General features: G+C 32.6%; 13 protein-coding genes. 5 read left to right on the plus strand and 8 right to left on the minus strand.

Going from position 1 to position 13,901, the window contains the following annotated elements; translation table 11 throughout:
* Positions 1 to 16: 16 nt before the first annotated feature.
* The 5 genes from BKH42_RS03695 (at position 17) to BKH42_RS03715 (ending at position 3,682) form a co-directional block, all read left to right on the plus strand.
* A complete protein-coding gene (locus BKH42_RS03695; RefSeq protein ID WP_095295033.1) occupies positions 17 to 892 on the plus strand; it encodes a hypothetical protein in 876 nt (291 codons plus the stop codon).
* A 447-nt stretch (positions 893 to 1,339) separates the two neighbouring features.
* Complete coding sequence (locus tag BKH42_RS03700; RefSeq protein ID WP_095295035.1) at positions 1,340 to 2,176, plus strand: hypothetical protein; 837 nt, start codon at positions 1,340 to 1,342, stop codon at positions 2,174 to 2,176.
* Positions 2,177 to 2,202: 26 nt separating this feature from the next.
* Positions 2,203 to 2,622, plus strand: a complete 420-nt coding sequence (locus tag BKH42_RS03705; RefSeq protein ID WP_095295037.1) for a DUF805 domain-containing protein — start codon at positions 2,203 to 2,205, stop codon at positions 2,620 to 2,622.
* Positions 2,623 to 2,888: 266 nt separating this feature from the next.
* Positions 2,889 to 3,092: a hypothetical protein gene (locus BKH42_RS09445; RefSeq protein WP_095295039.1), complete on the plus strand. Its 204-nt coding sequence runs from the start codon at positions 2,889 to 2,891 to the stop codon at positions 3,090 to 3,092.
* A 395-nt stretch (positions 3,093 to 3,487) separates the two neighbouring features.
* Positions 3,488 to 3,682, plus strand: coding sequence for a hypothetical protein (locus tag BKH42_RS03715; protein WP_095295041.1), 195 nt, complete (start codon positions 3,488 to 3,490; stop codon positions 3,680 to 3,682).
* A 28-nt stretch (positions 3,683 to 3,710) separates the two neighbouring features.
* Here the strand turns inward: BKH42_RS03715 and BKH42_RS03720 are convergent, their stop codons facing one another.
* The 8 genes from BKH42_RS03720 to nuoI are packed head-to-tail and all read right to left on the minus strand — an operon-like array spanning position 3,711 to position 13,892.
* Positions 3,711 to 5,102: a phosphomannomutase/phosphoglucomutase gene (locus tag BKH42_RS03720; RefSeq protein WP_095295043.1), complete on the minus strand. Its 1,392-nt coding sequence runs from the start codon at positions 5,100 to 5,102 to the stop codon at positions 3,711 to 3,713.
* 11 nt (positions 5,103 to 5,113) lie between these two features.
* A complete protein-coding gene (locus tag BKH42_RS03725) occupies positions 5,114 to 7,468 on the minus strand; it encodes a tetratricopeptide repeat protein (RefSeq protein WP_095295045.1) in 2,355 nt (784 codons plus the stop codon).
* 18 nt (positions 7,469 to 7,486) lie between these two features.
* Complete coding sequence (nuoN, locus tag BKH42_RS03730) at positions 7,487 to 8,980, minus strand: NADH-quinone oxidoreductase subunit NuoN (RefSeq protein WP_095295047.1); 1,494 nt, start codon at positions 8,978 to 8,980, stop codon at positions 7,487 to 7,489.
* Position 8,981: 1 nt separating this feature from the next.
* Complete coding sequence (locus BKH42_RS03735; protein ID WP_095295049.1) at positions 8,982 to 10,544, minus strand: NADH-quinone oxidoreductase subunit M; 1,563 nt, start codon at positions 10,542 to 10,544, stop codon at positions 8,982 to 8,984.
* Positions 10,545 to 10,547: 3 nt separating this feature from the next.
* Positions 10,548 to 12,419, minus strand: coding sequence for an NADH-quinone oxidoreductase subunit L (gene nuoL, locus BKH42_RS03740; RefSeq protein WP_095295051.1), 1,872 nt, complete (start codon positions 12,417 to 12,419; stop codon positions 10,548 to 10,550).
* Positions 12,420 to 12,421: 2 nt separating this feature from the next.
* Positions 12,422 to 12,724 carry an NADH-quinone oxidoreductase subunit NuoK gene (gene nuoK, locus BKH42_RS03745; RefSeq protein ID WP_095295053.1) on the minus strand — a complete coding sequence of 101 codons (303 nt, stop codon included), beginning with the start codon at positions 12,722 to 12,724 and terminating at the stop codon, positions 12,422 to 12,424.
* Complete coding sequence (locus tag BKH42_RS03750; RefSeq protein ID WP_095295055.1) at positions 12,718 to 13,299, minus strand: NADH-quinone oxidoreductase subunit J; 582 nt, start codon at positions 13,297 to 13,299, stop codon at positions 12,718 to 12,720. Before BKH42_RS03750 ends, nuoK begins: the two co-directional genes overlap by 7 nt.
* 8 nt (positions 13,300 to 13,307) lie before the next feature.
* The gene (nuoI, locus tag BKH42_RS03755; RefSeq protein WP_095295057.1) at positions 13,308 to 13,892 is read right to left on the minus strand and encodes an NADH-quinone oxidoreductase subunit NuoI; all 585 of its coding nucleotides are present in this window, start codon (positions 13,890 to 13,892) and stop codon (positions 13,308 to 13,310) included.
* Between the last annotated feature and the right edge of the window lie 9 nt (positions 13,893 to 13,901).

Here is a 13,901-nt window from a genome sequence, read left to right on the forward strand (position 1 = left end):
TGCATAAGGAGTTTTTATGAAAAAATTGTTTCTAGGTTTAATAATCGGTTTTTTAGGATTGAATGCATCTGATTTTTACAAAATAACAGATGATAATATTTTTAAGTTAAATAATCAAACATTGCATCAAATTAAGGCACTCAAAGATTTCTCTGATGTTAAGAAAGGCGATTTGGGTGGCTATATTGAAAGTGAAAAATGTTTGTCAGATAAAATATGGTTAGAACAAGGTAGTTATATTTTTAATTGTGGTGATTCTTCTTTTTCCTCTGATGACTCAAGGATTGTGTATTCAAATATCAACCATTCTTCTATTGGAAGTGGAACAATTGTTACTCTTTCAACTTTGGTAGATTCATCTATTCCAGGTGATGGTGATACCATCATTCAAGGATATATTTTCAAAACAAAATTAGAAAAAGGAAGGCTATATGAGAAAATTGTTATTTTGAATGGATACATTATTAATCCCCCAAAAGAAGAGCCTAGCACTATTGATTTTGCTAAAAATTTTACAATAAACGATCTTGTTGGAAAGAATATCTGGTATGTTTTTCAAACTAAAAATATTTTCACCAATTCATTAACATATTGCAAAAGTGCTTGTGAGTTATCCTATAAAAAGGATCCATCAGGAAAAATCAAGGAGATTTCAGGGTATTTTTTAAATGGTTTTGATTTTGATGGTCATTTATTTAATAAATATGAGGTGCAAATAAAAAATGATCTAATTGTTAATATCAAATTCTTTTTTCCATTCAATCAAAGTATGAAAAGATTAAAATCAATTTTGGACGAAGAGCATCAGAAAATAGATGATAACACTTGGAAATATGGTCAAAATTTAAAAATTCAAATTGACAATAAGGGTTTGATTTTTAGTATTAGATGATGTCGAACTGTATTATATTTTGCTAGAGAGAATAACTCTTTGGCAAAATTTAAATTATTCCTAAACCTATGATTCTTCTCTGGATTTAAGATCACTCTTAACTTTTTTATTGTTTAGCATTATCGTAAAACAATCATAATAAATTGTCTATATTTTTATAAATCAACGCAGCAAGATAAAAATGTTACTTTTCTCTACTTACTTTATCTTTTAAAAATATGAATAAAATCTTTATTATTCCTTCGTTAAATATCCCAATTCTATGGATTTAAACAGGAAGCAAACAACCATTTACTCTAAAAAAAATTTTTCATTTTCATAAAAAATACCATTTTAAATATTGACTACCCCCCCCCCCATTAATATATAATCACACTTTTGGTTCCGTAATAGTTTATTTTAATAGCTATTTTTAACCATTAAAAAATTTCAACAAAAAGGACTCAATTGAAAAAGGTAATTCTCTCTGTATTGTTTATTACTATATTTTATCAGATAAGCAATGCTCAAGAAGTTGTAAAAGGTAATAAAAAGGATCTTAAAGAAAAAACCTTAGAGGCGGAAACAAAGGCAAAAGATGATTATTTGGATAAAACTCAGCAAGATGGGATAAAAGTTTTAAAAAGTAACGATAAGGATCAAATTACTGATGAAAATAAGAATTTGATTAATCAAAATCAAATCTCTAGTCAAAATGTAAAAAAAATGAGGAAAGGAAAATTTTATCCTCCAAATAAAGCTGAGAAAGGAAAAATTGTTTTTATGCAAAGGGGGCATACTGGTCTTTTTGTAGGTCCCTTTAAGAGTATTGAGAGCAATGAGGATACAGGTATTGCCTATGGTGCAGAAACTACCTACAAACTTGGAATTGGATATTTTGTCACAGATAAGTTTCGTCTAGAAGCTCTTGCTGGTTTAGGTTTATGGGGCATAAAAGGTTCTGGAAGAGCTACTGGAGGAGTATCCTTTCCTGTTGAGTTAGTAGGATCTTGGAATCTTAGTGATCGTGAATATTGGAAGAAAAATACAGAGCTTTTTGTTAGCTTAGGTTATGATGTAGGTATTGTCGATTTAACAGAACTAGACCCAAGCATTGGTATGAACATAAAAAAAATTACCTTAAATATTGGAGTGACATTTTCAAACAAAACAGGGATACGAGCTAGTTTTTCTCCTTATAATGCCGTTACTTTTGCAGAAAAATATAAAGGAAGCATATTCTATATGCCACCAAAAACCGTAGATGTAATTTCTTTTGGCCTTGCTTTTACTTATAGACCATAATAAATTTTAATTTAAAAGGAGTTTTTATGATAGAAGCATATAAAAGATTTTTTAGGAATTATGTAAATTTTGAAGGTCGTGCCAATAGAGCAGAATATTGGTGGGTTGTGCTTTGTAATGTGATTATTTATTTAGTTTGTATATTTCTAGGATTAATGATAGCTGGTTTTCAGGGTGATGAAATAACTGCCAATCTGGTATTTTCGATGGGTATTGGTATTATATTGATGTGGATTTATGGTTTAGCGACTATTATTCCTAGTATCTCACTTACTGTTCGCAGACTTCATGATATTAATTTATCAGGTTGGCTATGCCTACTTGGTTTGATTCCTTATATAGGAGGTTTGATAGTGTTTATAATGACTTTGATTAAAGGCACAGAAGGGGAAAATAAATATGGAGAGCCTTCTACTTTTGATGCAGAATCAAATATAGCAAACTAGAGGCTAGATACTCTTTAATCTAAGAGGGTTTGCAATCCTCTCAGATGGTTTTATCTCAATTTAACCTAGTCATTAGCAAAACTAATGCTATAATTACAACCAAGATATATCGGAATATCTTTTTCATAATCTACCTCCTTTTATAGACGTAGATTACTCCAAGTAGGTTGCCACCTCTTGGAGCAACCTCAATAAAATTATAATACACTCGCTAATTACTTTCTAGAAACCATTTTAATTATAAAATCGTGGTAGGCATCAATGCAATGATCAATGGCAGAAGAACAGCTAAATCAATGAGTGCATTTGGAGGAGGATTTGAAGGTGTTGGTGGCATAAATTTAGGTTTTGAAATGACAAATCTCGACTGTTTCCAGATAGCAAATGCCTATATTTGTACTATTGATCACATAAGAATTTGTTTTATGAAGTCTTTAATACACTCAATTCATCTTGAGGGGATATATTAATGGTTGTAAAAATGGTTATAAAAGATATATTTTTTCATAATGATTTCTAGTAAAATAGGAGTTTTATAATCTTAAACGAACCCCCACAGCTCCACCATCGTATTTTCCGCACTTTTCTTAAACTTTCATTTTATTTCATTTTAACTCCCAAAGTTTCCTGAATACGAGATTTGTTTGATATAATCATTTTCAATTGAACTCCTAAAATTTCATTTTATTTCATTTAATTTCATTAAAAAAAGGGGACAGATTGGGGACAGAAAAAAATACAAGTAGCTCAAAATATCAATGTATATAAAAATGGATACAAAAATTGCTATAATCTCATGACCTCTTGTTTTGTATCCACTTTTTTTAATATTTGGATCTAAGTTTGTATTTTAAGGTTATTGATTATGGTGTGTAAATTTTGTCCCAAGATCAAAAGATTTGATATTTTTTTTATTATTATTGTTTGCTTGGCAGTTTATGGGGTGGATAAATATCAGAGCTATAAAAAAGAAAAAGAGCATATCAGGGAGTTTGAAAAACTTCAAAAAGACTGCCTTTTTGGCGACAATAAAGCTTGCAAAAAGGTATATGGAAAATGATACTAATCTAGATTTTTCAGAGTAAGAATTATTTTTTTATTTTCTCTATCAATCCTAGTAGGCAATTTTTGTATTTACCCATATTTTCTTTATTTTTTGCTTCAAATCTAGTCACCAAAACAGGTGTTGTATTGCTTGCACGAACAAGTCCCCAACCGTCTTCAAAAATGACTCTAATACCATCGATGCAAATCATATCAATTATTTTTGGGAATTCAGATGGAGGGTTTTTTAGTATTTCCTGGAGTCTTTCTATGATGGTGAATTTTTCATCTTCTGTTGTGATGATTTTTTCTTCAGGTGTGGAATAAACCTCAGGGAGGGATTCAATCAACATTTCAATATCCTCTGGAGTATAGTCCAAGAACAATTCTAATGCTCTGAGCCCAGCATAAATAGCATCATCAAAACCAAAATAGCGATCGTTAAAAAATAAATGCCCACTCATTTCTGCTGCCAAATGAGCATCAAGCTCTTTTAGCTTTACTTTTAGATTGCTATGGCCCGTTTTATACATCACGCTTTGACCAATTTTATTGATTTCATCATACATTATTTGAGAACATTTGACTTCGCCTATAATAACAGGCTTTGTGCCATCTTTTCCTATTTGTTTTGCGAATAAAATAGCGAGTTCATCGCCTTTATAAGAATGATTAGTGCTCAAAAGTGCTATTCTATCAGCGTCTCCATCAAATGCAAGTCCTATTTTAATATTGTTTTTTGACATATGATTTTTGATGTCTATGAGGTTTTTTTCTTCACTTGGATCTGGATGGTGAGCAGGAAAATTTCCATCAGGTTGTGCAAACAAGCTATGATGTTTTATGTTTAGAGCATTTAAAATATCCTCCATCCCTACTGCCCCCACTCCATTTCCATAATCAAGTGCAATTTTATAAGGAAAGTTTTTTAATGATTTGAAATGATCAATCAGATAGTTTTTATAAGCACTCAGTGCATCTATAGAAATAATTTTTCTCGCACTAGATACAATGGGGACAGATAATTTTTCAAGTTCTTTGCCTAATTCCCTGATTGCTGAGCCATAGAAAGGTTTTTTGTCAAGTGTGATTTTAAATCCATTGTATTGTGGAGGATTATGAGATCCTGTGATCATAATAGAATTCGCACTTGATATAGAGTCAATGGTGTTATAAGTTGCAAAATAAGCTACAGGAGTAGGGACAAGCCCTATGAAATAAACTTCTATACCGCTTGCACAAAGCCCATCTTTTAGCCACTCATAGAGCTTGAGCGAATGCACTCTTGCGTCATGCCCTATGATAACATTTCTCTCCCCATTAGATTGGATTTTTTGGCCTAATAAATATCCTATTTTAAAAGTAACTTGTTGTGTTAGATTTTCATTAAAAATGCCTCGAATGTCATATTCTCTGAAAATGCTGTTATCAATCATATCTTAATCCTTTATTGTTCTTTTAATAGTTCTAGACCTTGTGAGCAGAGTTTTTTCCACGCACTTTGAGTTTTTATAGTGGTGCATTCTTCAAAAGATTCTTTTGCTTTTTGGGGAAGTTTTTGGAGATTTTCTACCGATCCTTTTGTGTAGAGTGCTTTTTGTTTTTGTTCGCTATCTAAATCTTTTTTCAAAATCATATCGATATGCGAAATTGCCTCTTCAAAGTTTTTTGTTTGCACTAGCGAATTAATCAGTTCAAACTCTACCCAAGGAGTATATTCATAGATTTTGTATTTATCTTGCAAGGCGATCAAATTTTTGGCATAGATTTGAATGGTTGTATTGTTTTTATTTTGAATTTCCCATTCCAAAAGTTTGGCATAGACTTTCATCATCCTTTTATCGTCTTTAAACCATTCATCAAGTTTGGCATAGATTTTTATTGCCTCATCTTTATTGTTTAGATTTGCAAGATCTGAAAATAAAATAAATGCCACATCATAGAATGAAGTCTCTTTGGTGGATTGTGCCAAAGTGAGTGCATCTGTCGAACTCAAGATTGAAGATTTATAATCTCCCAATGCTTGCAGGTTCTTTGCATCACGATAAAGCCAAGCTAACTTTTCATTGATAGTTTTAGCTTTTTTGACTTCTCCTTTTGAGATGATGGAGGCATTTTCATTTAATGAAGCCTGATACAGACAATCAAATGCTTTTAATTTTTCATCTTCATCAAGATCGTAATCAGAGATCTGCAGAAGATAAATATTGGCACTTTTGCAGTCATTTTTGTGTAAGTATTCTTTGATTAGATTATTGATTGCTTGTTTAAGAATAGGAGAATCTTCACCAATTTTAGCACGTATTTCCAATACTTTGAGATATTGTTTTTCATCAAGAAATAACTGAGCTTTGAATTCGGTGGCTTTTTTACTTTGTTTTGTGTTGGGATATTTCTGAATGATATAATCATAGCGTTTTAGTTTTTCTTCATTGCTTCCACTAACATTAAATAAAATCTCATCATCACGTTTTTGAACAGACTTTACTTTTTCATTTGAATAGTATCTTTTTATATAATCAAGGTTTGCTTGATGTGCTTTATCAAAATCTCCTGCTTTTTGATAAAGCATTCCAAGATCATAACTAATATCTTCTTTTAGTGAATCATCAATGCTTGTCTCAATCAGATATTGAGAAATTTTTGCTGCTAGTGCGTACATTTTATATTTTTCAAAATATTGAATATTTTTATAATTCTTTTTTGCATTATCATTGAAAAATTGAGGATAAGCATTTAAGATTTTATTCACAAGTTCAACTGCATTGGAAGTATTTCCTTTTTCGACCTCGTATTTTGCCCAATTCATAGCTATGATACTTGCACTTTCTAAATCTTTTGCCTGAGTGTAGGCTTGTTGATAATAAATATTCGCTAATCCAAGATGACCATTATTAGTAGCCTCAATCGCTAACCTCATTTTTGAGAGTGGCCCATATTTACTTTCTGGATACTCCTCAATAATCCGATCGTAGTAATGTTTTGCTTCGGAATGATAGCGAATTTCATCATAAGCTTTTGCCAACATATATAAAACCTGAGGTACTGCTGAGTCACTTGAATATTGCCTGATCCAGCTTAGGGAACTTTCAATGATCGTTTCTTGCTGCTTTTCATCCATTTCTGATAGGGCAATGATTTGATACATATAAAGATCTTTTTTAAATATCGTATCAGGATAATTCTTTAATGTGTTGCCAATAATAGTGAGTGCTTTGTAGTACTTTCTATCTTTGATAAGTGATTTTGCCTTTAAATAAGCTTCAAAATCTTCTCCTTCCATATATTTGAGTGGATTATTATCAATATCCAATTCTGTTATATAAGGAGTTTGTGCATCTTCAATTAAAATTGGAAAATTTAATCCATTAGGTGTTTCCTCAGATAAGAAAGGAATCTTTTTTTCATAGCCCACAATTTGCCAAATCTTTGAGATAGGTGATCTTTCTCTAAAAATAAGAGTATTTTCTTTCAGTTTTTCAGGGATAGCAAATAGACGCACTTTTTTCTTTGGTTTTATAAAGAGGTGAAATTTTCCATCAATCATCTCGTAATAAAAGTCAAAAAATATGGTTTTTGTAGGCGTGAAACCTTCTTTTGGGATTGCATCAATCACGCACTCTATGGATATATTTTCTCCATTGTGAGTGGATTTTTGGACACAAGGAAAAGGTTTGTCGTTTTTGATGTTAAGCACGGCAAATTTTTCTGAATTTTCCCTGCCATAATTGATAATTATCTCAAAGGAAAATAAAATATTTGAGACAATTATCGTAAAAAAGAGTATTCTAAAAAGATGCAATCATATCTCCAAAGATAATTAATACACACTATTGGTGATGTATTTTGAAGCAATATCAAGCAAAAACTGCACCATAAAAATAGATAAGCAACAAAGAATAGCTGTCATACCTATAACACCTTTGATGGGATAACTTGTATTTTCTAGGTAGACATCTGCATTTTCAGGTTTAATGACAGGTTCTTTGAGAAACATAAATACGATAAGCTTGAGATAATAATAAGCAGCTATTGCACTATTTAACATCATAATCACTGCTAACCAAATATAACCTGTATTGATAGCAGCACTCACTGCCAACATTTTACCCCAAAACACTGCAAAAGGAGGGATTCCAGCTAAACTAAACATAAAAATTGCAAATAAGATTGCCATCATTGGGTGAAGCCTGACCAAACCTTGAAATTTTGTGTAAGGATGTTCATAGCGAGAGTGCCAAATCTTTTCTTTATTTCTGGTGAGCCATAACATAGAGAATGATCCAATATTTGTGATTAAAAATAAGAACCAATACAGATACATAGCGTTTTGGCTTTGGGTTGTATTGATGAGGATACAGGCTAAGGCAAATCCAGAATGAGATATTGAGCTAAAAGAAAGCATTCGTTTTACATCTTCTTGTATAAAAGCCATTATGTTTGGGAGCGTTATCGTGATGACAACTAAAACATAAAGCAAGTGCTCTACCCATGGGATTCCAGATTTTATGAACACATCAAACAACCGAATAGCTACCGCAAAACCTGCAATTTTTGGGACAATAGAAATGTAGCCAGCTAAAACTGGATTACTTCCTTCATAAACATCTGGCATCCAGGTGTGAAATGGAACCAAGGATACTTTAAACCCAATCGCTCCAATCATAAAGATAAATCCAACTATCAACAATAGAGTTGGTTCAAAATTATTTTGATAAATAAAAGCAATAATATTGTGGATTTCAAGATTTCCAGTGGCTAGGTATAAAAACATAGCTCCAAGTGCATAAAAAGCACTTGCTAAAACTCCCATTATAAAATACTTAATAGCTGCTTCTATACCTGTGTTTTCATCATTAAATGCTATTAATGCACACAGAGATAACGATGCTATTTCAAGACCAACCAAAATCAAAATGAGATTGTCGCTTGAAACCATAAACTGAAAACCAGCAGTCATAAATAGGTATAAAGTATAAAATTCAGGAGTTTGAAATTCTGCATATCTTTGTTTTGAAATTGCCAAGATGATGAAAAATAAACTTGCCACTAAGATAATAATCTGGGTTAAAATGGCTATTCCATCAAGTCTTACTGTGCCAAAAAATCCCAAATCAAATTTATTTAATCCCAAGACAAATGCCAAATCCACAGCTATGAATAGCATACATAAAGCCACATTTAGGCTTCTAGAAAATTTCAATGTGAATGCATTCACTGCTAGAGTGCAAACAGCTCCAAAAATGACTATAAACATCGGAAGTATGGTATGAAATTTGAGTTCCGCAAATGGAATATAAAAATTTTCTAACATTTTAGACCTCCTTTGTCTTGAACGATCGTGCATTTAGGGTATGTTTGAAGTCCATATTCATAACCTTTTGAAGATGTTCTTTTGTATCATTTTTTATAGCCCTATCATTCATAATTTGCAAAAGTTTGTCTGTACTATTTTGTATTGGCAATAATAGTGGCTTAGGATAGATTCCCAAAAATATAACAGTTATTACAAAACAGGTCATTACAATAATTTCTCTAGGATACAAGTCTTTTAGATTTTTATTTTTTGAATTTGTATTTTCTCCAAAAAATATTTTTTTGTATAGGTTGAGCATATAAATGGCTGATATGATGATGCTTGTTCCTGCTAATAGTGTTAAAATCGGATGGTTTTTAAAAAATCCCAAAAGACTAAGAAACTCTCCCACAAATCCAATAGTTAATGGAAGACCCACACTCGCCATCATTACGATACCAAAAACGCTAGAGTAATTTGGCATCACAGAAGCTAGGCCTCCAAATTCTGATATTTTTCTAGTTTGAGTTCTGGAATATAGCATACCTACCAGCATAAATAATGCTCCGATCACAATCCCATGACCTACCATACCAAATGTCGCTCCTCCAAGTCCTTCTAAATTCATGGCAAAAATTCCAATAACGGTGACCCCCATGTGAGAGATTGAACTATATGCAATCACTTGCTTCATATCAGTTTGAGCAAATGCCAACATACCTCCATAGATAATCATAAATAGTGCTAGTATCGCCACAGGAACCATCATAGCAAAGCTTGCATCTGGAAACAGAGGAAGGGAGAAACGCACTAGTGCATAAGTTCCCATTTTTAACAATACCGCTGCTAGTGCCACAGAACCTAGAGTAGGAGCATCTCCATATGCGTGAGGAAGCCAAGTGTGGAATGGAAAAATAGGGATCTTGACCGCTATAGAGATAAAAAATGCTAAAAATAACCAAACTTGAATGTTAAATGGCAGTGCAAGTGCATACCAGTCCATAATATCAAAACTCCAATTGCCCATGGAAATGAAATAAAGATAACCAAAAAATAAAATACCTACAAACATAATCAAAGAAGCCGCAAATGTATAGAGGAAAAATTTCAAAGCCGCATATATTTTCTGACCAGTCCCCCAAGCACCTATCATATACAAAATAGGAATCAGAGATATTTCCCAAAATATATAGAATAAAATCATATTTAAAGATGAGAAGACCCCCATTAAGATGCTTTCTAAAAGCAATAAACACACGACTAGATGATTTTTATCATTTTTTTGATTTAGATAAATGGTTGCTAAAAATATGATGAAACTATTTAGCACCAATAAAAACAATGAGATGCCATCAACTCCAACGTGATAATTGATACCATATAGGGGAATTAGAGCAAAAATATTTTCAAATTGCATATTTGGATTGGTATAGTCAAATCCCACCCATAGACCAATTATTAAAAGAAGTTCAATAAATCCAATTGTTATTCCATAGGGTTTGGCTACATTATTATCCATAACGAATATAAAAATAGAGGCTAGGGCAGGGAAAAAAATTATAATACTGAGTAGATATTCCATAAATTACCTCCAAAATCCAATAATAGCAAAGACAAGCATAGCAAGCACTCCAAAACTCATCAATCGCAAGGATTGAGTTAGATTTCCAGTCTGAAGACACTGCAATGATTTGCTCAAATATAGAAGTATTTTTCCCACACCATCAACCATCGCATCAATAATTTTTATCTCAATTTTTTGCCATAAAAATTCAGAAATCTTGCTATAAGGATACACGAACATTTTTTTATACAATTGCGGTATATAGTATTGATTGATTAGTATTTTATATAAAAAGCTTGTTTGATTTTTTTCCGCACAAGAGCCACGCATATAGCGTATTATTGCATAAAAAGCACATAGCAAACTTACTGTCATAGCGATAGTTATGAGTAATGAGACAGGAGCGTCAAAGTGTTTAATTTCAGGAATGGCTTGAGAAATAAAATAAGAGAATTTTTTTTCAAAAAATCCTGCGATAATAGCAAGAATAACCAAAGGAAACATACTCCAGAGCATAAAAGATTTCGCTTCGTGGGGATGATCAATATTGTGATTTTTGGGAGCAAAAAATACAAGCATCAATAACCTAAAACTATAAAATGCTGTGAAAGCCGCTCCAACAAGCAAGAGTCCCCATAATATATGATGTCCTGAACCAAAGGAAATTTCCAAGATTTTATCTTTGGAGAAAAATCCTGCAAAGGGATATATTCCACACAATGCTACAGACGCTATAATCATAAAAAGAGCTGTGAATTTTAGAGGTTTAAAAAGTCCACCCATTTTTGTGATATCAAGTTTATCTTCCATAGAATGCATAACATTTCCTGCACCTAAAAATAAAAGTGATTTGAAAAAAGCGTGAGTGAAGAGATGAAATAATGCAACCCAATATACTCCTAGACCAGCGGCAACAAACATATATCCAAGTTGTGAGAGAGTAGAGTAGGCAATGATTCTTTTAAGATCTTTGTTTGCCAATGCCATACTTGCTCCAAACACCGCTACAAAAGCCCCTAAACAGGCTATAAAATATCCTACTTGGGGAATAAGATCGTAAATTGGGTGAGCTCTTATTAGTAGATATACTCCCGCTGTGACCATTGTAGCAGCATGAATGAGCGCAGACACTGGAGTGGGGCCTTCCATGGCATTTGCCAACCACGTATGCAATGGGAATTGTGCAGATTTTCCCATTGCTCCAATAAATAGCAATATACCGATTATTGTAATGGAAATATTAGAGAAATTGCCATTTTGCAAAATCAAGAAGACTTCGTTGTATTTTAGTGTCCCAAATACCCAATAGATCATCATAATCCCAAGAAGCATTCCAAGGTCAGCGATTCGATTCATTACAAATGCTTCAATAGAAGCGTTATTCGCACTTTCTTTTTTATACCAAAAGCCAATCAGAAGATAAGAGCAAAGTCCTACTCCTTCCCAACCTATGAACAATCCTAAGAAATTATCACTCATCACTAAAATCATCATAGAAAACACAAACCCACTAAGATAACTGAAGTATCTATTAAAACCTTTATCGTGAGCCATATAGCCAATAGAATAGACGTGCACTAAAAACGAAACCAAGCTCACAATTAAAATCATTGCAGCACTGATAGAATCAAGTCCAAAAGAAAAATGAGATTTAAAATCTCCTAAAATCATCCAATCCATTATTGTGAAATCAATCTTCACGCCGTTGCTAACACTGATGAACAATACTACCGAAGAAGCAAAAGAAAGAAAAATCAAAAACGAATTAAATATTCCAACTTGCAAAGATTTTTCTTTATTTCCCCAAAATGCTCCATAAACAGCTCCTAAAAAAGGAGAAAATATAACTAAAGATAACAGTAAAATATAGTCAAAATCAGATAAAAAACTCATTTTCAACCTTTCATTATGTTGAGGTTATCAATGTCTAGGGTTTTATATTTCTTAAACCACATAATCACTAGTCCAAGCCCAATGGCAATCTCACTTGCAGCGATCGCTATGATAAAAATTGCAAACATTTGGCCATTAATATCGCCTATAAAACTACCAATAGCTACAAAACCTATATTGATGGCATTTAGCATTATCTCTGTGGAAAAAAAGAGCATCAAGATGTTCTTTCGTCTTAAAACTCCTGTTAAACCAATACAGAACATCAAACCAGAAAGTACTAAATAATGTCCAAGACTTAACATAAGTTCTCCTTTGATAGGGTGTTATAATTTTGCGTATTGCTTGGATGCGCATCTGGAAAATGAACTCTTTGTAAGCCTGTGGCTATCCCGCCAATCATGGCAACCAAAAGCATAACTGCAGCCACTTCAAATGGTATGAGATATCTAGTGAATAAAATATATCCTATCAGTTCTATGTTGCTTAGCTTTAATGTGATAGCAAGTGTGGGATCTGTTGCTATATTGTTTAGATTATCTGAAATAATAGGAGCACCAAAGATTAAGGTCAAAATAATAGCTGTACCAAAACTTAGAATGCAGAGTGTTTTTTTGTGTTTATGGTTTTCTATAACATCTTTTGATGTGTCAAAAAACATCATACCAAATGCATACATAACAATCACTGCACCTGCATATACAGCGATTTGTACGACCCCCAAGAAGTCTGCTCCAAGCAAAAAGAAGAATGCGGAAATAAAAATCATTCCACTAGCAAGTGCCGTGAGTGCGTACAAGATATTTTTAGTGGTGATGACAATTAAAAACATTGCCAAGCTTAAAGCAGTGAAAAAATAAAAAGCTATGACTTCAAACATAATATCTCCTAATAATCCAAAGGGGTTTTTTTAATCTTTTCATCAGCATTGATGCTAGGAGAACCAAAACCTTGAAATTCTTCTTGAGTGAGATTTTTTGCATTTTCTTTGTCTTTGAGAAAATCTTCTTTGATTCCAAAATGTGCTCTTTGTTCGCTTACATTTTCAAAACGATCACCCATGACAATAGCGAGTTCAGGACATACCTCAGCACATAATCCACAATAAATACACCTACCTAAATTTATCGTGTAATCATCGATTTTTTTTCTACCATCCTCGCCTTTGTGTGTGATAATCCGAATGCAATTGCTTGTGCATATTTTTTCACACAACCCACAGCCAATGCATCTTTCTTCACCCGATTCTAGAAGACGTTGTAGATTGTGCACGGCACGATATCTAGGGCTTAATGGCAATACTTCAAGCGGATAGTGTACGGTTACTTTTTTGCTAAAAAATTCCTTTAGAGTTAAAAATAACCCTTTAAACAGATCCATTCCACAGGTAGTTTTTACAGAATGTGCAAATTTCTGCGTGGATGATGTTAATTTAGGAGTGGTTGATATCCATTTGTAATTTTGTTTTTCCATCACATTCTC

The sequence above is a fragment of the Helicobacter sp. 13S00482-2 genome, assembly GCF_002272795.1.
GTDB lineage: Bacteria > Campylobacterota > Campylobacteria > Campylobacterales > Helicobacteraceae > Helicobacter_J.

What these genes read in the sequence shown, in the direction of transcription:
- BKH42_RS03695 (WP_095295033.1), top strand. Translation starts at nt 17, where the DNA reads ATGAAAAAATTGTTTCTAGGTTTAATAATCGGTTTTTTAGGATTGAAT.
- BKH42_RS03705 (WP_095295037.1), top strand. Translation starts at nt 2,203, where the DNA reads ATGATAGAAGCATATAAAAGATTTTTTAGGAATTATGTAAATTTTGAA.
- BKH42_RS09445 (WP_095295039.1), top strand. Translation starts at nt 2,889, where the DNA reads ATGATCAATGGCAGAAGAACAGCTAAATCAATGAGTGCATTTGGAGGA.
- BKH42_RS03715 (WP_095295041.1), top strand. Translation starts at nt 3,488, where the DNA reads ATGGTGTGTAAATTTTGTCCCAAGATCAAAAGATTTGATATTTTTTTT.
- BKH42_RS03720 (WP_095295043.1), bottom strand. Translation starts at nt 5,102, where the DNA reads ATGATTGATAACAGCATTTTCAGAGAATATGACATTCGAGGCATTTTT.
- nuoN (WP_095295047.1), bottom strand. Translation starts at nt 8,980, where the DNA reads ATGTTAGAAAATTTTTATATTCCATTTGCGGAACTCAAATTTCATACC.
- BKH42_RS03735 (WP_095295049.1), bottom strand. Translation starts at nt 10,544, where the DNA reads ATGGAATATCTACTCAGTATTATAATTTTTTTCCCTGCCCTAGCCTCT.
- nuoL (WP_095295051.1), bottom strand. Translation starts at nt 12,419, where the DNA reads ATGAGTTTTTTATCTGATTTTGACTATATTTTACTGTTATCTTTAGTT.
- nuoK (WP_095295053.1), bottom strand. Translation starts at nt 12,724, where the DNA reads ATGTTAAGTCTTGGACATTATTTAGTACTTTCTGGTTTGATGTTCTGT.
- BKH42_RS03750 (WP_095295055.1), bottom strand. Translation starts at nt 13,299, where the DNA reads ATGTTTGAAGTCATAGCTTTTTATTTTTTCACTGCTTTAAGCTTGGCA.
- nuoI (WP_095295057.1), bottom strand. Translation starts at nt 13,892, where the DNA reads ATGGAAAAACAAAATTACAAATGGATATCAACCACTCCTAAATTAACA.